Origin of the sequence: Acidisoma sp. S159 (assembly GCF_009766125.1) — a bacterium.
Taxonomy (GTDB): domain Bacteria; phylum Pseudomonadota; class Alphaproteobacteria; order Acetobacterales; family Acetobacteraceae; genus Acidisoma.
Map to the genome: position 1 here is coordinate 516094 of NZ_LMUG01000032.1, position 20924 is coordinate 537017.

14 protein-coding genes and 1 tRNA gene are annotated in these 20924 nt (G+C 62.6%); 2 read left to right on the forward strand and 13 right to left on the reverse strand.

The genetic code is table 11. The annotated features are described in order from the left end of the window. Positions 1-149: 149 nt before the first annotated feature. A complete protein-coding gene (locus GSQ92_RS10275) occupies positions 150-1619 on the reverse strand; it encodes a mannose-1-phosphate guanylyltransferase/mannose-6-phosphate isomerase (RefSeq protein WP_158801699.1) in 1470 nt (489 codons plus the stop codon). A gap of 37 nt (positions 1620-1656) precedes the next feature. Beyond that, a complete protein-coding gene (locus GSQ92_RS10280; protein ID WP_158801700.1) occupies positions 1657-3093 on the reverse strand; it encodes an exopolysaccharide biosynthesis polyprenyl glycosylphosphotransferase in 1437 nt (478 codons plus the stop codon). A gap of 526 nt (positions 3094-3619) precedes the next feature. Between GSQ92_RS10280 and GSQ92_RS10285 the strand changes: the two genes are divergently transcribed. Further along, positions 3620-4918, forward strand: a complete 1299-nt coding sequence (locus GSQ92_RS10285; RefSeq protein ID WP_158801701.1) for an outer membrane beta-barrel protein — start codon at positions 3620-3622, stop codon at positions 4916-4918. 390 nt (positions 4919-5308) lie between these two features. On the opposite strand, the gene GSQ92_RS10290 is transcribed toward GSQ92_RS10285, so the two are convergent. The 9 genes from GSQ92_RS10290 to GSQ92_RS10330 all read right to left on the reverse strand — a co-directional run bounded on the left by GSQ92_RS10290 (position 5309) and on the right by GSQ92_RS10330 (position 15614). Continuing rightward, positions 5309-5920: a polysaccharide biosynthesis/export family protein gene (locus GSQ92_RS10290; RefSeq protein ID WP_158801702.1), complete on the reverse strand. Its 612-nt coding sequence runs from the start codon at positions 5918-5920 to the stop codon at positions 5309-5311. Between the two features lie 69 nt (positions 5921-5989). Continuing rightward, the gene (locus tag GSQ92_RS10295; RefSeq protein ID WP_159013418.1) at positions 5990-6781 is read right to left on the reverse strand and encodes a transglycosylase SLT domain-containing protein; all 792 of its coding nucleotides are present in this window, start codon (positions 6779-6781) and stop codon (positions 5990-5992) included. Continuing rightward, positions 6781-7869, reverse strand: coding sequence for a glycosyltransferase family 1 protein (locus GSQ92_RS10300; protein WP_159013419.1), 1089 nt, complete (start codon positions 7867-7869; stop codon positions 6781-6783). Before GSQ92_RS10300 ends, GSQ92_RS10295 begins: the two co-directional genes overlap by 1 nt. Before the next feature lie 122 nt (positions 7870-7991). Continuing rightward, entirely contained in the window at positions 7992-10244 is a 2253-nt protein-coding gene (locus GSQ92_RS10305; RefSeq protein WP_159013420.1) for a polysaccharide biosynthesis tyrosine autokinase, read from the reverse strand. 281 nt (positions 10245-10525) lie between these two features. Further along, positions 10526-11686: a glycosyltransferase family 4 protein gene (locus tag GSQ92_RS10310; RefSeq protein WP_159013421.1), complete on the reverse strand. Its 1161-nt coding sequence runs from the start codon at positions 11684-11686 to the stop codon at positions 10526-10528. A 49-nt stretch (positions 11687-11735) separates the two neighbouring features. Then, positions 11736-12569 carry a response regulator transcription factor gene (locus GSQ92_RS10315; RefSeq protein ID WP_158801707.1) on the reverse strand — a complete coding sequence of 278 codons (834 nt, stop codon included), beginning with the start codon at positions 12567-12569 and terminating at the stop codon, positions 11736-11738. A gap of 199 nt (positions 12570-12768) precedes the next feature. After that, entirely contained in the window at positions 12769-13800 is a 1032-nt protein-coding gene (locus tag GSQ92_RS10320; protein ID WP_159013422.1) for a glycosyltransferase, read from the reverse strand. 373 nt (positions 13801-14173) lie between these two features. Beyond that, positions 14174-14983 (reverse strand): response regulator transcription factor, encoded by an 810-nt coding sequence (locus tag GSQ92_RS10325; protein WP_158801709.1) that lies wholly within the window; start codon positions 14981-14983, stop codon positions 14174-14176. A gap of 555 nt (positions 14984-15538) precedes the next feature. After that, positions 15539-15614 (reverse strand) — tRNA-Glu (locus GSQ92_RS10330). Between the two features lie 164 nt (positions 15615-15778). On the opposite strand from GSQ92_RS10330, the gene GSQ92_RS10335 reads away from it, so the two are divergent. Then, positions 15779-18601, forward strand: coding sequence for a phosphoenolpyruvate carboxylase (locus GSQ92_RS10335; RefSeq protein ID WP_158801710.1), 2823 nt, complete (start codon positions 15779-15781; stop codon positions 18599-18601). A gap of 128 nt (positions 18602-18729) precedes the next feature. Here GSQ92_RS10335 and GSQ92_RS10340 read toward each other — a convergent pair whose 3' ends face one another. Together GSQ92_RS10340 and GSQ92_RS10345 are read right to left on the reverse strand one after the other, a co-directional pair. Further along, positions 18730-20136 carry an APC family permease gene (locus GSQ92_RS10340; protein WP_158801711.1) on the reverse strand — a complete coding sequence of 469 codons (1407 nt, stop codon included), beginning with the start codon at positions 20134-20136 and terminating at the stop codon, positions 18730-18732. Positions 20137-20535: 399 nt separating this feature from the next. Continuing rightward, complete coding sequence (locus tag GSQ92_RS10345) at positions 20536-20865, reverse strand: ferredoxin family 2Fe-2S iron-sulfur cluster binding protein (RefSeq protein ID WP_158801712.1); 330 nt, start codon at positions 20863-20865, stop codon at positions 20536-20538. Between the last annotated feature and the right edge of the window lie 59 nt (positions 20866-20924).

Below are 20924 nucleotides of genomic sequence, written 5' to 3' on the forward strand. Positions count from 1 at the left end.
CGTCATGCTCGGCGAAGGCGGGCCGCCCGCGGCCGAACATCCCCGCCTTCTTCGTATCGCTAGCAAAGCGTGGATCCTCGGCCTTCGGCGAGGATGACGATCGTTAACGTCAGTGGTTCAGACAAGCTTTAGGGAAGTCGCCACCGCCCTCAATTACGCCCGTAGGTATCCTCGATGCGGATGATATCATCCTCGCCAAGATACGCCCCCGACTGCACCTCGATCAGCGCCAGGGGGATGCGGCCGCGATTTTCCAACCGATGCACGCAGCCGAGCGGCAGGTAGATGCTCTCGTTTTCGCGGATCAGGACCTCCTCGTGGTCCCGCGTCACCACGGCGGTGCCATTCACCACCACCCAGTGCTCGGCACGATGAAAGTGCTTCTGCAGGGATAGCTTGTGGCCGGGCTCCACCACGATCCGCTTGACCTGGAAGCGGTCGCCCTGGATCAGGCTCTCGTAGAATCCCCAGGGGCGGTAGCAGCGGTTATGCGACACCGCCTCCGGACGGCCCGCCTTCTTCAGTCGGTCGACGATCTTCTTCACGTCCTGGGCGCGGTTCTTGTGCATCGCGAGCACCGCGTCCTTCGTGACGACCACGACGGCGTCTTCAAGACCGACAACCGCCGTCACGATACCGTCACTCCGCACGTAGCAGTTATCCGCGGTTTCGAGCATGACATCACCGACCGTGACGTTGCCGCGCTCATCCTTCTCGCCCAGCTCCCAAAGCGCGCGCCAGCCGCCGACATCGGACCAGCCGAAATCCGCCGGCACCACCGCCGCGACGCTGGTGTGCTCGGCCACCGCATGATCGACGCTGATATTCGGGCATTCCGCGAAAGTCGCGGGATCGAGCCGCGTGAAGTTGAGATCCTCGCTGCCGGCGTCCATCGCGCGGCGAACCGTCTCCAGCACGCCCGGCGCATGCTCCGTCATTTCGGCCAGCATCGTCTTCGCCATGAAGACGAACATGCCGGCGTTCCACAGGTGCTTGCCCGAAGCGATGAGCTTCGCGGCGACCGCCGCATCCGGCTTCTCGAGGAACGCGCTCACGCCATAAGCGCCCGGCGCCTCTTCGATCTCCTCGCCGCGCTCGATATAGCCGTAGCCCGTCTCGGGCGCGGAGGGCTGCATGCCGAACAACACGATGCGCCCGGCGCGAGCGGCCGCTTCCGCGACATCGATCGCCGCGGCCAGGGTCTCGGTGCGCTGCATGGCGGAATCGGCGGACATCACCCACAGCACGGCCGAAGGATCATCCTTGGCGACCAACAGTGCCGCGGTCGCGATAGCGGGCGCCGTGTTACGGCCGGTCGGCTCCAGAACGATACGTGCATCCTCGATCCCAGCGGCACGCAGCTGCTCGGCGACCACGAAGCGATGCTCGTGATTGCAGATGACGATCGGCGGCGCGAAGCGGACATCCGTGGCGCGCAAAGCGCTCGACTGCAGCAGGGTCCGATCGGAAACGAGCGGCCAGAACTGCTTCGGAAAACTCTCACGCGAGACCGGCCAAAGCCGGGTGCCCGAACCGCCTGAAAGGATGACGGGGACGATCAGCGCGGCGCCGCTTTCGAGGCGTTCAGTCGACCGCACGATGGGGGAAAGAGATGTCATGAATGCTCCACGCGAAATGCGTTGAAAATTAGGAAAGTTAGTGAGCGCCGCTGCGCCCAAGAACGGCTGGAAGAGTCTTCAGCAGCACCGCGATATCGAGCCAAACGGTCCAGTTATTCACGTACCAGACGTCGAGCTGCACGCGCCGGGCATAGGAAGTGTTGCTGCGGCCGCTCACCTGCCAAAGGCCGGTGAGGCCAGGGCGAGTGCCGTAATAATGGGCGATGTCGTCGCCATAGAACCGCGCCTCGCTCTCCACGATGGGGCGCGGCCCCACGAGGCTCATCTGGCGCAGAAGAACGTTGATGAGCTGGGGCAGCTCATCCAGGCTGGTCTTGCGCAGGAACTTGCCGATGCGCGTAACGCGCGGATCGTTCCGCAGCTTGCGCGTGGCTTCCCACTCGGCCGCCAAGGCGGGGTCGGCGGCAACGGCTTCGGCAAGCACCCGCTCGCCATCCACCACCATCGTGCGGAATTTCAGGCAGGGAAAAGACCTGCCACCCGCCCCAAGTCGACGATGAGCGAAGAAGACCGGCCCGCCATCCAGCTTGTTCAGCAAGATGACCACGAGGAAGACCGGGCTCGCGAGAAGCAGCATGACGGCGGCAGCCGATACGTCGATCGTGGCCTTGACCGCTTGGGATAGGCGCCGGGATAGCCCGTGGCGAACCGAAAGCATGACGGCGTCGTGGCTGAAGAAGCGCGTCGCCTCCCAGGCGAAGGCCGGAAAAGCATGGGGCTCCGGCGCAATCGCGAAAGGCACCCGCTCGCGAAGCGCGCAGCCGATGACCTGGCGTTGCAGTTCCTTGTCGCCGTCGAGCGCCAGAAGGAGGCGATCGGCGCGATACCGCTCGACCAGCGGCCAGAGCTTGGGGCCGTTCGTGACCGCCATGACGGAGGCGGGGTCGACCCGGCCGACAACCTCGTAGCCGAGTCCTGGGTCAGAGGCCAAAGCCGCCTCGGCGGCCAGCGCGCTTGCTCCGTCGCCGATCAGAACGATCGACAAGGTCCAGGCGCCGGTCTGCGTCAAAGCGCTCTTGGCGAGCGAATTGGCAACGATCGCGAAGACCGGGAAAAGCCCGAAGATCACGATGGTGGGCGCCCGGCTGATGATATCCCGGTCGAGCGCGCCCAGGACCACTTCGGCCGAAATGGCCCAAAAGGTCGTCGAGAGGATCAGCTTCATCTCGGTCCAGAACGGGATCCGCTCGCTGTAGCGGCCCTTGAAAGCAAGGTAGCCGGTCGTTACGACGTAGAGGATCAGGACGTCGCGTAGCGCCCAAACCCCATTCGGCTGCGCCTGCATGGCCAGCGCGCTGGACAGAAAAGCGCCGCAGCAGGCCACCACGATGACCGAGAGGATGATCGCGATACTATCCGCTGCGAACAGCGAAACGGTGCAGGAGATGGGCGAGGAGCGCGGCCGGTCCGAAGCAAGAACACCGCTTTGCGTCAACGCCAATTCTTCAAGCACTTGTTGACTCTTCAATACTGTCAACGACCTCTCCTCAAGACCACATTTGCGGCGGAGTGCAATCTATGACGCCCGCCTGTCGCTGCCTTGCCGGTACTTCAGGTGCACCCGCATGAGGGATTGGTGCAATTTGCTTAGACGAAACCGGCCAATCATCCGAAGGGAGGTACCCGGATGATAGGCGGGATAGCCGCAAGGACAGGTCGACAAGGACGAACCGAGGCTGCGGAATCGGCAATTGCCGAGGTGGAGCCCGGCCCCCTCTCCGGCCAGGTCCGGCCGGTGACACGGTCGGAGTAAATTTTTCAATTAGCTCCGAGTGTTCTTGCCATCCGACAACATTCACCGTTAGCTTCGTGAAGCTGGGGGTTCCGCCTTCAGCCTTGGACGGTCCGGCGTCCCCACAGCGACGCGCCGCGTCGGTCGGATCGTGTTTGGACAAAGGGCTCGGACGGATTCTCGCGTGATGCAGCTAGTGCCGTTTCGAACCAGCAGCCCTTCAGCCGGGTCATCCCCGCGGAATAGGGTGCTGCTTGGCCTGCTCACCACCACTCTGCTGACGTGGTCCCATCCGCTATGGGCGCAGACGGCGGAGGCGTTTTTTCCCTCTGCCACCTCGGGCTACGACCAGGAACTCGGGGTGACGGTGCTTTCCCGCTTGCGCCCGGAATATGAGGCCCCCGGCATCCAGCTCGGCAGCTTCACCGTTCGCCCCAATTTGGATGAGTCGATCTTCGACAATACGAACGTCAACGGCGGCACCAGCTCGGGCAATAACACCGGGAGCTGGGGCTCGCGGACCTCGGCCAACATTTCCGCCCAGTCGGATTGGAGTCGCGATAGCCTCGCGGCGACGATCGGGATGGACCACTTCCAGTTCTTCGACCTTCCGAGCGAGAACTATACCGATTGGAACGTCGGGCTCGCGGGCGGCTATACGATTGGCGATAGCCAGCTCACGGCGGCCTATTCGCATCAATCCTATCATCTGCTCGGCACGGCGCTCGGCGCGGTGCAGACCGAGACGCCTTCGCTCAATCAAACCGATTCGGCTGAGCTCTCCTACACCTTCAATTTCGGCCGCTTCTCGTTATCGCCCACCCTCGATGTCAGCGCCTATCGCTATGGCGACGTGACCTTGAATGGGATTGAGCAGAACCAGGATTATCTAAACCGGGACGTGGTGGCTGGCGGATTCAACGGCCGCTACGCTCTGACGGATAAAAGCGGCATCATCTTCGTCGCGCGTGCGGTCGATTCGCACTACATCAGCCCGGCCGCAGGACAGCCCAGCAACAACTCGAACAGCTTCCTCGCTCTCGGCGGCCTCGACTATCAGGCGGCGAGCGTCTGGCGGTACAGTCTTCTGGCCGGTGTCGAAACGCGGGTGTTCCAGGCGTCGCAATACGCAAGCCACACGGCGCCGATCGTCGCCGCGACCGCGATCTGGACGCCGACGGGGGTTTTAACCCTTACGGGTGTGCTCTCCCGCGAGATCGAGGACCCCCAATCGGCGGACACGAATGGCTACGTGCTTAGCCAGGCCCGGCTGATCGTCGATTACGAATTGCTGCGCTACGTCTTGCTGCAAGGCCGCGGTGCTTTCGAAAACGCGAATTATCTCCTCGGCGGCAGCCAAAATGCGATAACGGTCGGCGGCGGAGTCACCTGGTTGCTGAACCGGAATCTGCAGCTATCGCTCAGCGACGATTATACCCACCAGACCTCGGCGGGAAATATCGCGCAATCATCCGCCCCCAATGCGCAGCAGACCGGCGCCTTCGACCAGAATCTCCTGGCCCTCACCCTGCACGTGGGACTCTGAGGCGGCGGCTTAGGGTTTTCTCCCGAAGATCGGCGCCCGACTAGGCCCAGGGACAACCGAACAATCCTGGGATATTCGCCCGACACTACGGCGAAGATGACTTTGGTCTGAACCGCGTAGATTCCGCTACGTCATGCTCGGCGAAGGCCGAGCATCCACGCCTTCCTTCCCGACGAAGGCAAGGCGTGGATGGCACGCCTTCGCGTGCCATGATGGGTCTTTGGATCGGCCTTCGCCGATGATGACGTTAGAGGTGCAGGCGGATTTCGCTCGCCCCCGTCTCAAAGCCCTCACCACGCGCTAAGGGCCGGAAGCTTTCCGGCCCTCAGTTCCGCCTAGGTGAGAGCCGCCATCCCTCGGCGCATTGCCGAGGGATGGCATAGCCTTCGATCAGAAATAGCGCTCGAAGACCGTTACGACGTCGCCCGGCTCAAGCGGCGTCCCGCGCATGGCGCGTCCCTCGAAGGAATGACCGTTGATCGTCCGGAGGATCGAGACGTATCCCGTCTGCGCCCGATAGGTGAAGCCACCCGCGATCGCGACCGTGGTCAGGGCCGTCATGCCCGGCTCGTAGGGATACTGGCCTGGCTTGACCACTTCGCCCAAGATGAACACCGGCCGGAAGGTCACGACCTCCACCGAGACGCTGGGACTGACAAGGATCTTCTTGTCTCTCAGCTCTTCCGCGATGTTTGCCTCAAGCTGTGAGGTGGTCAGCCCGCTGGCCGGTATCGGCCCCAGCAGTGGCACAGAGATATTGCCGCGATCATTGACGGTGAACCGCCCGGTCAGCTGCTCCTGGCCAAAGATCACGATTCGCACCTGCTCGCCGGTGCCGAGCCGGTAAGGACCAGCTTGCGTGGCGGGCAACGGTGGCAAATCGGAGCCGGGAGCGCAGGCGGCTAACAATAGACAGGCCGCCGCCGTGGTTGCGGCCGCTTTGCGGAAGGCTAGGAAGACAGAGGTAATACGGTGCCTCTGAAGGGCGTAAAACAATTTCATCACCAACACCTGGAGAGGGTTGCGAGAGCATAACTACAGGAATGACAGCGTGCTAGACGAATTTTGCTGTTAGCGAGCTTCGGTAAGCATAATAGCCCTCCGGTGGCGCCGCCATGGCCGGGCCACGGGCTGGGGTTTGGGTCGCTGCAGGATTGTCCAGGCGCTCGCTGACACTCCTGCCGCGGAGGCGGTTTCGCTCGTATCGAGCGTCGCGCCCCAGGCATCATGCAACAAGGCGAGGACCGTGGGAGGCGGCGGACCAAGCGGCAAGCCGACCCATCCTTTGCCGGTCAAAGCGCGCTCGACCCGGTCGCTATAGGGGTTCGCCAAAGCGAGAGTCTGCGAGTGATAGAAGCCCGCGGCCTGCTTCCAGTCCCCCACCGACGCATGAAGCGAGATGAGGAACCGGGCGGCGTAGTCAGCATTCTGCGCGGGGTCGAAAGCGTCATCGACGGTCTGGAAGGCATGCGGGTGATAGAACAGATTGACCTGCATGCAGCCGGTATCGATCGAGGCGATGCCTTTGGCCTGAGCCTGCTCCACCCACTTAACGGCTTGCGGCTTGGTGTCGAAATAGAAGCTCTGGCCCTGCGACTGTACCGTCCAGGGCCACGGCTCCAGCCGATGGGTCGCGGGGTCCGGGCGTCCAGACTCCACCTCACCGATGGCAAACAGCAGGCCATGCGGCAGGTGATAGCGCAATTCGGCGGCACTTATCGCGCTGGCGCAAGCACCGGCCGAATCGACCGCCGGCTCAAGCCCATCAGCACGCGCTGCTGCCAAAGGAACGGCGGTTGCGAGGACGGCGCAGAAGGCGAGGTCCCGCCAATTGCCACGGATCGCTTTGAGGGCGGCCCTCATCACGCGCTCCGCACAACATCACCCAGGATCCGCGCCGATGCGTCCCAGCTCAGGGAAGCCGCACGCGCCAGCCCCTTCGTTCGGAGTTCGGCCGCGAGCCCTTCCTCGTCCAGCAGCCGTTCGACCGCCGCGATGATTGAGAGCCGGCCGTCACTGGTGAAGTAAAGGGCGCTGTCGCCGCAAATCTCCTCGACGGCGCCGCCGCCCGAGGCAAGCACCGGACAGCCGCAAGCCATTGCCTCGACCGGCGGCAGGCCAAAACCTTCGTAGCGCGACGGGAACAGCAGGCAGGCCGCGTTCTCGTACAGGGCCCGCAATTCGCCATCCGTCGTTCGGCCAAGGCGTTTTTCGCCGAGGTCATTCACCTCGGCATTCTGGAAAACGTCTTTGTTCGAGCCGCCGGCGACCGCGATGACCATGCCGCGCGTCTTGAGCACAGCGGCCACTTCGCGGAGAGCCGTCAAATTCTTATGCGCGACCCTGCTACCGACGACGAGCGCGTATCCTCCCGGCCGCAGCCCATGGCGATTCAGCGTGTCAGGATCGGCTGGAACCCGCAGAACGTGGTCTGCGCCTTCATACATCACCGCGATCCGGGCGGGATCGATGCCGAGCCGCGATGCGATACGGTCCCGCGAGAAGGCCGAAACCGTCACCACTTTGGCGCCGGTCTTGACCAGCATGTGCTGCAAAGTCTTGTACCAAAGCCGGAAACGCAACGAGTAGGATTCGGGTGTGTCGAAGATACCGGCGTCATGAATCACGACCACCTGGCGATGCCCCGCCAAAACCGGTGCGGTATTGCCGAGGCTGACCAGAGTACCGCCACGGGCAGCTTTCGGCAGCTCGATCTGTTCCCAGGCGTGACCGCTCCGGTGCCCGACTTTTCGTGACTGCAACAGCCCATAAGGAGTGGCACCACCACGATCTGCCGGCTCGTCAAGCTGTGGCGTGAGCAGCGTCGTCTCCGGCCACTCGCCCCGCAGCATGAGGCGATCGATCGCGGACACGACTTCCGCCGAGAAACGCTGCACGCCGGTAACGGACTGGCTGCGGAACCTGCCGTTGAGGAAGACAGTCGCGGTCATCGGGCATAGTTCCCTTGCATGCCGACCTTGTCGGGGGCCATGCGGGCCGCCACCATCCGATAGGCGTGGCAGCCCGTGAGCGGCACCAGAACGATGCCAAGGATCGCTAAGTTCATCCGCCGTTACGCTTGGATGGCGTGGTAGCCGTCGTAGTGGCGGAAGGCGTAGGACATCCGGCCGCCCGAGATCGCCGCCGTGCGAAGATCGACCTGCGTCATGACCACGCCCATGATCTGGGCGCCGCTGCCACGCAGCAACCGCACCGCGTCCGACACCGCGCTGCGCGACGTGCTTTCCCAGCGCACGACTGCCAGCGTCGCATCGGCCTGGCGTGCCAGCACGAGCGCGTCGGCAACCGGCAACACTGGCGGCGTGTCGAGGATCACCAGGTCGTATTGCGAGCGAACGGTCGCGAGCAGCGCGCTCATCCGCTTCGATGCCAGCATTTCCTGCGAATCGGCCTTTACACCGCCGGCGAGAATGACGTGCAGATGGCGCTCCGGCTTGCGGATGAGGCTATCCGTACGTCCCAGGCTGCCACCCGAAAGGATCTCGCTAAGCCCAGGCCCAGGCTGCATGCCGAAGTAATCGCCGAGCGACGGGCAACCGAAATCGCATTCGAGAAGGAGCACACGCCAGCCGGCAGCCGCCGTGTTACGCGCCAGCTCGACCGCAAAGACCGACTTGCCTTCCTTCGGCAGAGCCGAAGTCACCATCACGAGTTTCGGACGATCCTCGCCGAGCACCCGCATCTGGCCGCGCAGCCTGTCGAGCGAAGCGCCCATCGCAGCCGCAGCACGGCCCTTGCGGCGGCGGCGCAGCGTATTCACCCGCACCTTCGGCATCAGCGCGAGGAGCGGCAGGCCGAGGATACCCTCGACTTGCTCCGGCAGGCTGAAGCCTCCGCGTAGCCGCTCAATCACGACAGCGAAGATCACACCGAGGGCAAGCGAGAGAGCCGAGGCAAGAGCAAGCAGGCGTGTAACCTTCGGCGCCGATGGAGCGAGCGGCGGCTCGGCGGCCGAAACCAGCGAGGCGTCGGGCTCCTGAATACCCGCGACGTTCGCAAGCTGCGCGGCGCGGCTGAGGAAGCTCTCATAGATGTTCCGTGTCGCCCGTGCCTTCGTCTCAAGAGTCTGGAGGCCAAGCTCGGCGGAATTTTCCTTGCTCACCGCACTGCGCAGCTGCTCCATCCGTTTCGTCAGCGACGTTTCTTGCGAGCGTGCCGCGTCAACCTGGCTCGCGAGACTGCCGGCCACGTTGGACATCTGTTGCGAGGTTTTTGCCTGCATTCTGGCGAGCTGTGCCCGGATCGCGACGAGCTGAGGATTGTTCGGACCCAGCGTCGCGGAGAGCTGCGACTCGCGGCCAGCAATCGATGCCGTCTCGCTGATCAGCCCCGCAACCACGGGAGAGACCAGAACGGAAGGCAGGGTGCTGGTGGTCAACGCGCCGCCACCGCGCAGAGCGAGCTGCGCCTGAATGAGCTCGCCTTCTTTCTCGGCACGGTCACGTGAAACCTGGATGAGTTCATGGCTGAGTTCGTCGAGCTGCTGGCGATTGACGGTCGCCGTCCATCCGCCGCCACTCGCGGCGTCGTTCGGGGACTCTTCGCCCAGTCCATGTCCCAGGCGATAGCTTTCAACCGCGAGATCATCCGCCCGAACCTGGTCGGCAAGGGATGCGACCTGACCCTGAAGCCAATCATGGGCGCGCTGCATCGCCGCGAACTTTTCCTGCACCTTGAACGCGAGGTATTGTTTCGCGATTTCATTGGCGATCATCGCGCTGAGCTTGGGATCATGGGTCGTTACCGCGACGCTCAGCAGGCTCGACCGTACTTCGTTGCCGAAGCTGATCTTGGTGCCGAGGATCGCGGCCGCTATGTCAATGGCGTCTTCGTTCGACGTCTGCGGCGTGGCCCTTGGCGGCTGGTCGGTAATCTGTTGCAGGTAATCCATCGCGCGGGTCATGAGACCAACGTGATGTGGCGCGAACTCCTCATTCTTGGTGAGCTTCAGCGCCTTGACGACGCCCACCGCCAAGGCCGGCGAGCTGAGAATGTCAATCTGCGTTCTCACCAGGCCGCTCACGTCAGTCGAATCGGAGGATATGGCCTGCAGGTCGCTCACCTGAGTCCGCTGGGGCTCGATGATAATCTGCGCCTCGGCCGTGTAGCGTTTGGTCATCCCCTTGACGACCACTCCGGTCAGTCCGACGCCGACGGCGAAGGTCAGAAGGATCACCCAGAAATGGCGACGCAGGATAAGTCCTGCACGCCCGAGAGGAACCGCGGCGGGCTCTAATCTTGCCGTCGCATCCATCGCCGACGCATAGACGTCCGGCGGAGCGGATTCGAAAGGCCGTTGAATCATCCTGTCATTCATGACTTTGCCATACCTTGCCGACGACCGACCGATAGCCGGCGGTTGATAGCTTTCTCACTACCACTCTTGGCTCGCCCCGTTCGATCATTCCTGTGGTCAAGAGCCATACGACTACTACCGAGTTTGGGTGAGGTAATGAGGCCAGCTATAAAATTTTGAGCACGATTCAGCCCGTGGCGTGAGCCGCGGCCGCTCAGGCGCTCCAATTCGCGCCTGAGAATTGCTGTGGGGCAGATTTTCTGACCCGTATTTTGGCTGTGGATCACGCTTTAGGATGCGGCAGCGTATTGCGCAACCGCGCGTTGAGACTCGAACGGAAAGCGCGGCGTCGCGGTAACAACACCGCGATGCGCGGCCGACGCGAGCGCAGCGTAAAATGCCGGCGCTTCCGCCAAACGCCGCAGGCCCTGGGCGGCGGCTTCCAGATCCGGCTCAGCCCAGGTGCTTCCGCTGTAAATGCCGGCAGGATCGCTCACCGCGACGAGCCGATACGGTACCAGTAGTGTATTCGTGGCATCCGCGAATTCGAGGTTTCCCGACCATCCGGTGGCGACAACCGGAATGCCATGCGCCATCGCCTCCAACATCGGCAACCCGAAGCCTTCCGCGCGGTGCAGCGACAGCAGCACATCGGCGCGCCGATAGAGGGCTGCGAGACCGGCCTCATCCAGATAATCCCGGACGACCTCGATATTGTCACCGCGGAGCTCGTGGCCCAGCGCGCCTTCAAAGGTTTTGAGTTCCTCGTCCCTGCCGGACAACTTTAGAATGAGTCGGGCGGAGGGTGAGGTTCCGAAAGCGCGTCGGAAAGCCCGCACCGCGCCCTCAGGATTCTTGCGCGAAAAGCTCGATCGGCTATCCGCCATGGTCAGGACGGTGAATGGCTCGGCGCTGTCCCGCTTCCGCGCGGGGTGCGGCGGCAGATAGTGTGGCACGACATGAACCGGACGCTGCACGATCTTGGCAAGACTGGCCTGGGAGAAAGCGCTGGGCGTCCAGATTTCCTCGACATTGCGGTCGCAGCCGCCCCAATCCTGGGGTGGATCGGGCAATTCCCACGCCCAATAGGCAATGCGATAGGCCGAAGCTGCATGCGGCAGCACACTGCCGACCAGGCTCGCGGTCTGCGGTCCGCCGGTATGGAACACATAGGCCGAGCCCGGCTGATGGCGGATACGGTAAAGCGGATTGCGGAGTGCCGGCGTCGCATCGACCAGTTCGGTCTCAACGCCGATTTGCCGGAGCGCTTCCCACTGCAAATAGGCACCCCGCGTGATGCCGTTGTGCCGCGCGAGTGCCGCCACGATCACGACTCGGCTGAAATCGCGACCGCCAGAGCGTCCGCGCAGCATGCGGCGGATCAGCTCGGCATTGCCGGCGAGATAGCTGTCGGTCAGCGAACGTTTGAGGCCACGGCTAATGGCAAGCATCGTCGCCTCCAATTTGGCACGCTCCAGGCGCGGTTAAAATGCGGCACGTTCAATCGGTCGCGGTCACCCTGATCTCTCGACCGGAGGGGTTGGTCCGGGCCTTGAATGCGGCCTGCGTCCGGTTCGTCGCGCCCATCTTGCGCATGATGTTCCGGACATGGACTTTGACCGTACTCTCGCTCATGCCGAGTTCATGCGCGATAATCTTATTCGCCTTGCCCTGTTGCAGATGCGCGAGGACTGCCATCTGGCGCAGCGTCAGGCGGTCGGAGGGCGCGGCCTCCGGCTCGATTACGCGGACCGGCCGTTCCGTCAGCAGCAGGTCGAGCGGCGCGATCGTTCCTCCGGCCTTCACGAAGCGGAGCGCGGCGAAGGCCATCGATATGCCCGTGGTGCGCGTCGAGATGAAGCCATGCGCGCCACTCTTCAAGGTTTCGCGGATCGTTCTGATCTGGTGCGCGTCATCCGAATCCGACAGGAATATCAGAGGGACCGCCGAAAAGGCGTGATGGAGTGCCGCGATGCTCTGGAGCGACGAGGTATCCAGCGCATGGGAGTGGTAGATGATGAGGTCAAGGCTGGGCGCCGCGTCCGCGATACATTCTTCCGCGGTCGCGTAGGGCATCATCGCCAAAGCGGGCTGAACCTCGATGAAAGCCTTCATGATGCATTCCCGAGTCAGCCGATAAATATCGACCCACGCGACACGAAGGCGCTCGGGATCCGAAGGCGCTGCCTTGGTCGGCAACACATGGAAGGGGGTGTCGAATTTCGAAGTTTGCGTTTCCGTAATCTTCGCTCCCGAATGCGTAAGCCGATCGGACTGGATGAACATGGAGCCATGGGTAGTAGGCACGCTCACAATATCCTTCTGGTGCTTCATTGGTAGCCACTCCCAGGCGCATTGAAGTCAATGCATTTACAGATTAGACCCATGTTCGCGTCGCAGGAAGTGAAGTTAACGCGAATACGACTTAGTGGTTACCGTTGCCACCGCGGTTGGAGAAGTTGCGAGTAGTGGTTGTAAAACTTCTGAACACTGCAATCGCGGCACCTTGCTTGAACGGAGTGTCATTGCATGTCTAGGCGGCGATGCCGGTGACATCGGCTTTCTCCGCAGCTATGGCCACGGCATCGCGCCGCAGCGTCACACTGTCATGGGTATGGACCGCGGCCAGGAAGCGCCGCATATCGGTGGCATCCCGGTATTGCCGGGCGACGTTCAAGCGAAACATGATCTCGTAAGCAATGGGAAATCGCGTTTTCCGAAGGCCGAGCAGTTTCCTGATTCGGTTCAGATGGACGACATCCCTTCTATCGTTGCGGAAAGGCGATACCGGCGTGAACTTTCGCCCACCGCAATAGTGCCTCACCGCGGCCGTCTTCCAGGATCTGGTGAATTTGGTTCCGGCCTGCATGTTGTGTTTGGCCGGAAGCTTCACCCACAAGTTCGCGAAAGTCATATTGATCGCGCATTGATCGACCGATGTGCAGTTGAGTTTGTAGCGGCAGCTCTTTGCGTGCTCCTCGAGCGCCGCAGCATAGGTTTCGAGATACGACGAGCGCCAGTTTCGTGTCGCGAAGACGATCATCCCGGCGTTGAAGTAGTTCCCGATCTCGTCGGTGCCGCTTCGCCCCGTCGCCCAGGTCGAATTGCGGAGCGAGCCGTTGGCACTCAGATCCATATCGACGACGGCGGCGATTGGAGCGAGCCCGAAATTTATGCTCGCGATCTTCAGCTCGTCGAATACCAGGATGTCATTGTCGAGATAGACGATCCGGTCATAGCGATCGACCAGCGTATTGGCGGCCGCCAGTTTCAGGAGGGTCGGAGTCGTCACACGACCACGTGCGGGATGATGCTCCACGGTTGGATCGCTGATGCTGCTGAGCGTCAGTTTCGACCCTAGCTTGTTGAGCGCCGCGCTAAAGAGCGTCGAGGATTTAGGGAGAAACTGGTAGCAAAAGACGTGGATGTCGCAATGCGTGGGCTGCGAAAGCGCGAGCGATACAGCGGAATGCTGTGTCAACTCGTAACCCCGTTTATCAGTGACGAAGATGTAAGCCACTCTCATAGCGAGATGCCGCGCATCGGCATCGAGGCAGCGCGGCACGACTCGTTCCCGAACTGATCAAACCGGCGGCTTCTTGTATCGGTCGTGGTCCAGTCTAGCGTTGCAGGCATATTCCACACTCATTTCGATTGATTCGGTCTCCAGCGTGAACGACAGGACGTCCACCACGCTGATCGCCACAGCCGGAAAGTCGCGCGGTGAACCGAAATGAGCAATATCGCAACTAGTGGAGTGCCGTAGTCTATTTGGCACGAGGGATAGATCACTTTGATAGTGCAGCGTCTTCATTGTCGGGCCGTTTGGCACGGCCCGACTGAATAATACTTAGAAAGCTAAAATACTTTGTAGTGGGGCGGAGACAAGGCCTCTAGTTACCGATGATTGGTGAACTAGAGGTCCTCTCCCTCTCATCTTAGGCGTGGGCCGTCATCGCGCTGTTGGAAAGCTTCAGCGCCTTAAAGGCCGCCTGGGTACGGTTGGTCGCGCCCATCTTCCGCATGATGTTGCGAACATGCACCTTCACGGTGCTCTCGCTCATGCCCAACTCGTGGGCGATGATCTTGTTCGCCTTGCCTTCCTGCAGCTGCGCGAGCACGTCCTTCTGACGCGACGTCAGGCGGCTCGGGGAAGCAGGCTCCGGCGCACTGATCGAGGGCGAGGGCCGATCGGTCAGCAAGCCTTCGAGAGGAGCGAAAGTCCCACCCGACTGGACGAAGCGGATCGCCGCGAGCGCCATCGGCAGGCCCATGGTGCGGGTCGAGATGAACCCGTCCGCACCGCCCTGCAGCGTGTTGCGGATCGCCTTGATCTGATGCGTGTCGTCGGAGTCGGAGAGGATAATCAGGCGAACGGCGCTGAAGGCCTCACGGATCGCCGCGGTGTCCTGCAGGCAACCTTCCGTCGAACGGTGAGAGTAGTAGATGATCAGATCGAGATCGTCGTTCCCGTTGTCGATGCAATCCTGCGCGGAGGCGAAGGAGGTCATGTGGAATTGCGGGTAGAGTTCGGTGAAGGCCTTCGACATGCAGTCGCGTGTGAGGCAATAGCTGTCGATCCAGCCTACGCGGAGCGCCCCGGCCATATCATTGTCCAAATTATGATCGATGGTTTCGAATTTCGGCACATCATCTGAAAAGAGATGCAATGCCTGATCGGCCAATGCCGCATCGGCTAACGCCAGATGCGAAAATTGAGGGGAAGAGAGTTGAAATTCCTGGCTCATATCGGGTCCTTTCGATCAATTGCTCAAATCTTATCCAAACCATAACCCAAATATGCCGAAGTCGAGAAAGAAAGTTTAGACACCTACAACTTTATGTTGAGGTTTACCGCGATAGTGTGCCCGCTTTTTCGCGCTTTTTGGTTCACGTATATCTTAAAAAGGCATTAATGCTTCGTTTATTGGATGGTCGGTTTGGGCAATCGGCATTGTGCATAATTATGGCTATTATCCTAAATTTGGAACATTTTTCGCGACATATTTCGGCTTTTCCCACCTCAGCCCGCTCGATTCTCACGTTTTAGTGAGATCCGGGCATTAATGTCGTTCCGATATCGCTACGGTCTCGTTAGCCCAAGTTCCGTAAACCGTTATTCTTACTCGAAGTTAGCCTTGAAAGCGCGAAACCGGCGCCACGCTACGGAGCAGATCCCGCAGCACGATTTTGCCCGAGAGGATGGCCTCGAATCGCACTTCAGTCGCTGGTACTCGGAGTGCTGCTCGGGCGCGAAAGGTTCTCAAGCGAGCAGGAGGCCGCGGCGATAACGTCAGATGAATTGGTATCCCGTACCGGATTCGAACCGGTGTTATCGCCGTGAGAGGGCGACGTCCTAGGCCTCTAGACGAACGGGACATTCGCGGCCGGCGCCCCGTGGGGCGAACGGCGCCTTCTTACGGGAGCCCAACTCGCGGATCAAGAGGCGGCCCAATGCCCCGGCCCGTACGCCCTTCGGAGAGAAAACTCGGCTTCCGTCAGGAACTTGTTGTCCTGGCTTCGTTGCAGTGCACAATAGCGGCATGCCCGATCATCAGACCTCCGACCCCACCCTCGCTGACCCCGCACTGGGTGCCGACGCCCTTGCCGAGGAACTGCTGAGTCATCTTAGAGAGGCTCTGGAACGCGGCGCCGAGGATCCCTTCAGTAATCCTGTGATGACGATGGCGCTTACGATCTCCCGGCGCATCGACCAGGGGCTGCTGGATGAGCCGACCCTGCATGGCCTTGTATGCTGGCTACGCGATGAGGCGTTCCGCGATCGGGCCAAACGCATTGCCGCCTATGTAGGCCTCACGCCCGGCGCCGACCCCAAGCAGGAGATGGCGCAACTGGCGGCCCGCGTGGTGCGGCCCGATCCCGCCGATAGCGCGATCCCCTTCGCGCAGTTCCGCCGCGCGGTGGAACGCACACGCTTCTCCGCCGTTTTCACGGCCCATCCCACCTTCTCTCTACCAGCCCCGATTTCGGCAACGCTCGCGGAGGCCGCATCCGGCCGCGAAAGCAACGCCTGTTTCACCAGCCATCGCCCTGCGCCCATTACCTTGGAAGAGGAGTTCGCGCAGGCCCACGCCGCCATCGCGCGCGGCCGGGATGCGATCGACACCCTCACGGGCGCGATCCTCGACGTCGCCCAGACCGTGTGGAACGGCCGCTGGCTCGATCTGGCGCCCCGCCCGATCACCCTGGCGACCTGGGTCGGCTACGATACCGACGGCCGCACCGATATCGGCTGGTGGGACACTCTACGTCTGCGCCTGCGGATGAAGCTCTATCAACTCCAGCGCGTGGAGGCAGGGCTTCTCGACCAGCCTGGGGGCCAGGCCATTCTGGAGCGAGCACGCCAGGCAATCACCGCCACCATGGCACAACTCGGCGCTTGTCCAAGCGAGCCGGAGGCGGAGCAGGTCGCCGCCTTCGCGCAATCGCTGGTGGGAGAGCGCGAGGCCGCCCTCACCTCGCCCGAACCGCTTCTCGCGCTGTTTCCCGCTGCCATCGCGGCGGCCGACGAGGCTGGCAAGCGCGCGCTCCTTGTCGTGCGCGCCGGTCTTGTCTCGCATGGCCTCGGCCTCGCCCATACCCATGTCCGGCTGAACTCCGCCCAGTTGCACAATGCGGTCCGCCAGCGCCTCGGCCTCGCCGACCCACCGGCCGACCCCTCGCGTCGCCGCGTGCTGCTCGGCGCCATCAATACGGCACTGGAGACCGTCAAGCCGGAGGCGATCAACTTCGGCACTCTGATGGCCGAGCAGGCCTCCGCGGCGCGCCTGATGATGACCGTCGCCCAGATGGTCAAGCACATCGACGCCGTGAGTCCGGTGCGCTTCCTCATCGCCGAGACCGAGACCGGCTATACCCTCCTCAGCGCCCTCTACTTCGCCCGCCTCTTCGGCATCGAGAAGCATGTCGAGATCAGCCCGCTCTTCGAGACCGCCGAGGCACTCGCGCAGGGCGGCCGGATCATCGAGGAGGCACTGCGCAGCCCGCATTACCGCGCCTATCTGCGCGGTCTCGGCAGGCTCTGCGTCCAGTTCGGCTATTCGGATTCCGGCCGCTATGTCGGCCAGGTCGCGGCGACCTACCTGATCGAGCGGCTGCGCCTCAAGCTCTGCGAGGCGATGGTCAAACACGGCTTGCGCGATGTCGAGATCGTGCTCTTCGACACCCACGGCGAGAGCATCGGCCGCGGCGCCCATCCCGCCTCGATGCATGATCGCCTGTCCTATCTCTCCCCGGCCGTCGGGCGGCGGGCTTTTGAGAGCGCGGGCATCGCCTTCCGCGAGGAATCCGCCTTTCAGGGTGGCGACGGCTATCTGCTGTTCGGCACGCCGGAACTCGCCCATTGCACCATCCTGCGCGTCGCCGAGTTCGCGATGGGCGCCATAGCCGAGGGCGACGATCCGATCTACGCCGACCCCGACTTCGCCGCCGACTTCTTCGCCACCATGCGGTCGAGCATGGAGGAACTGGTCGAGGATCCCGGCTACGCCGCCATGCTCGGTGCCTTCGGCCCGGCGCTGATCGACCGCACGGGTTCCCGCCCGGCTGCCCGGCAAAGCGACGGCGCCTCGGTCGTCAGCGTCATCAGCCACCCGCGCGAATTGCGGGCGATCCCGAACAACGCGATCCTCCAGCAACTTGGCTGGTGCGCGAATACTTTGCAGGGTCTGGGTTTGGCCGTCAGCCGGCATCCCGATGCGGTCGCTGAGCTACGCCGCACCAGCCCGCGCTTCCGCCGCGCGCTCGACCTCGCGACCCATGGCCTTGCCCATTCGCATCTCGACGTGCTGCGCGCGGTGGTCGAGACGCTCGACCCCGGTATCTGGCTCGACCGCGCCGGGCACAGCCGCATTCCAGGGCGGCGGGAGGCATTGATCGCGGTCGCCGGCGGTCTTGAGAGGCTCGGCATCTGGGCCGAGGTCACGGCGATGTTCCGCCGTATCCAAAGCGACCACCTCGCCCTGCGCGCCGCCTGGCCGGAGGCACCCGCGATGGCGGAGCGCGAGTTGCTGCTCCACACCCTCCGCCTCGCCTGCATTCACCGCATCTGGATCCTGACCGCGACGATCCCGGATTTCGCGCCGCGCATGGGGGTGATGCGGGGCGGTCTGCAGCAGCGGCTATTGCGGCTCGACGTCCCGGCCGCCATGGCGACGCTCGAACGCATCTTCCCAAGCGCGCCGGATGACACTTCGGGCACCGATTTCGGCGAACCCGGCACCTCGCCCAATGCCTCCGCCTACGCACGGGAACATGCCGAGATTTTCCGCCCCATCCACCGCTACTTCGCGCTGGTCCGCGAGATCAGCGCGGCGGTGAGCCACGAGGTCGGCGCCTTCGGGTAGGCCGCTCGGCTTTCCTGGATCCGTCATGGCACGCGAAGGCGTGCCATCCACGACTTGCCTTCGTCACGTAAGCAAAGGCGTGGATGCTCGGCCTTCGCCGAGCATGACGTGCCGGTCTACCGCTTCCCTCAATACTCTTCGTCAGCCACGTAAGACCCGATCCGCTGCACCAGGTCCGGCGAACGATGCGCCAGGATGATGCCGTAGAGGATCGAGATCAGCAGCAGCGCCAGCGACAGCCACGGGAAGTAGTTGAACGGCGCCGGCTGACCGGGCTCGATAAGGCCCCACAGCGGGAACAGCATCAGCACCGTGCCAAGCACCGGGATGATCAGATGCGTGAGGACGTTGAAATCCTCGCGGTGGTAGCGAAGCATATAGACCGGCAGCGCAATGTTCGTGATCAGATAGGTGATGACGACCGGGATGGTTCCCAGCGTGCCAGTTTCACCGAACAGCGTGACGGGATCCGTTTGCGTGCCGAAGACCAGAACGATCAGGCAGGCGACCGCGATATAGATCCACATCGCGACATGCGGCGTCTTGTGACGCGGATGGATCTTGCCGAAGAACGCCGGCAGTAATCCCTCACGCCCCGAATTGAACAGAATGCGGGACTGGCCATTGGTCAGGCCGATGAGGCAGGAGAAGATGCTGGTGATACCCGCGAGATAAGCGACGATGAGCAAGGCGCCGTACGAGGCCTTGATCGCGTCGATGAAGGGAATCGTGGACTTGCCGATGGCGTCGGCATTGTTGTGGAAAGCGGTCTCCACCGCATAGGCGATGAACAGGTAGACGAGGCCGCAGGCGATGGTGCCGACGATCAGCGCCCGCGGCACATTGCGGCGCGGATTCTCCGCCTCCTCGGCCAGCGTCGCTGAATTTTCCCAGCCGATAAAGAGATAGATCGCGAGCGGGAAACCAAGGCCGATGCCCTTCAGCCCACCGGCCAGATGCGACCAGCGGAAGGGGTCGAGGGTCATAGCGTCGCGATTGACCCAGAGCATGACGATCGCGCCGATCAGCAACAGCGCGGTCTCGAAGTAGAAGAAAACCGCCGCCCATTTGGTCGAGAGGCTGATCCCGCGTGACACCAAAAGCCCGACGATGACGGTGCATAGGATCGAGATGATCTGCCAGGGAACGCTGATGCCGAGGAACAGCTTCAGCGTGTCATGTACCCAGCCGCCCGAGATCACGACCACCGAGGACGCCGCGATGCAGTAGCCGACCACGACGAAGATCGATGCGGCGGCGCCCGAGACGGGGCCGAAGGCCATGCCGATGAAGGTCACGAAGGACCCGGCACTCGGGCGGTAGCGGGAGAATTGGGCCAGGGTGTTGCAGAGGAACAGAATCACCACCATCGCGACGATGAGGGTGATCGGCGCCGCGACCCCTGCACCGGCCACGATCAGCCCAAAGCCGAAGAAGAAGCCCATGGCAGGAGCGATATTGGCCAGGGTCGAGGCGATGATCGCCGTCAGACTGAGCTGGTTTCGACTGAGCCGGTGTTGCGGCGTGAAGGCCATGGCGGAGGTTCACCTTTCCTGGACGCCTTGCGGCACCGTTGCTCGGACCTGCGAAGGCAAAAACGTTATCGAGATCAAAAGTTCACGATTACGAAATATCTTCGTAAGGTTTTTGTCCATGAAATTCAACGCAGCCGCCCCTTTTCCTCTCACGGCCCCGGAGTTCAATGCCGGGAACGCTCACGCTCCATGAGGTCTTTCGGGATCGAGGCTTGCCGCTTTTTGTGGTGACGGGCCCCGCGGCGCGGCGCTTTTTTGCGACGGCTAAATCGCGGCCGTGGCGGCGGCGAGCCCACTGGGCGCCAGGGAGGGGACAAGAAGGAAACAGCCACGCCGCCGCGCTAAGGGCGCAGCCGAAACGACCTCTCGGCGGAAATCGCCGGTAAAGTGTCCGGCGTCCTAACTCTGTGCGTTGCGTGTCCCGGCGGGCAGCCGCACCACTAGGCCGTCGAGTTCCTCGGTCATCACGATCTGGCAGCCGAGCCGGGAGGTCTCTTCCAGCCCGAAGGCGAGGTCGAGCATGTCTTCCTCGTCCTCGGTCGGCGGGGTCAGCCGCTCGAACCAGGCGGGATCGATGACGACATGGCAGGTCGAGCAGGCAAGCGAGCCCTCGCAGGCGCCTTCCAGATCGACGTCGTGCTTATGCGCGACTTCCAGCACCGACAGGCCGAGCGGCGCGTCCACTTCGCGCGCCTTTCCGTTGCGCTCGACGAAGGTCATCTTGGGCATCGGCTCGTCAGTCCTTCAGTCCGGGAGAGGCGGAGGTAGTTCGTCACTCGAGGTTGCGC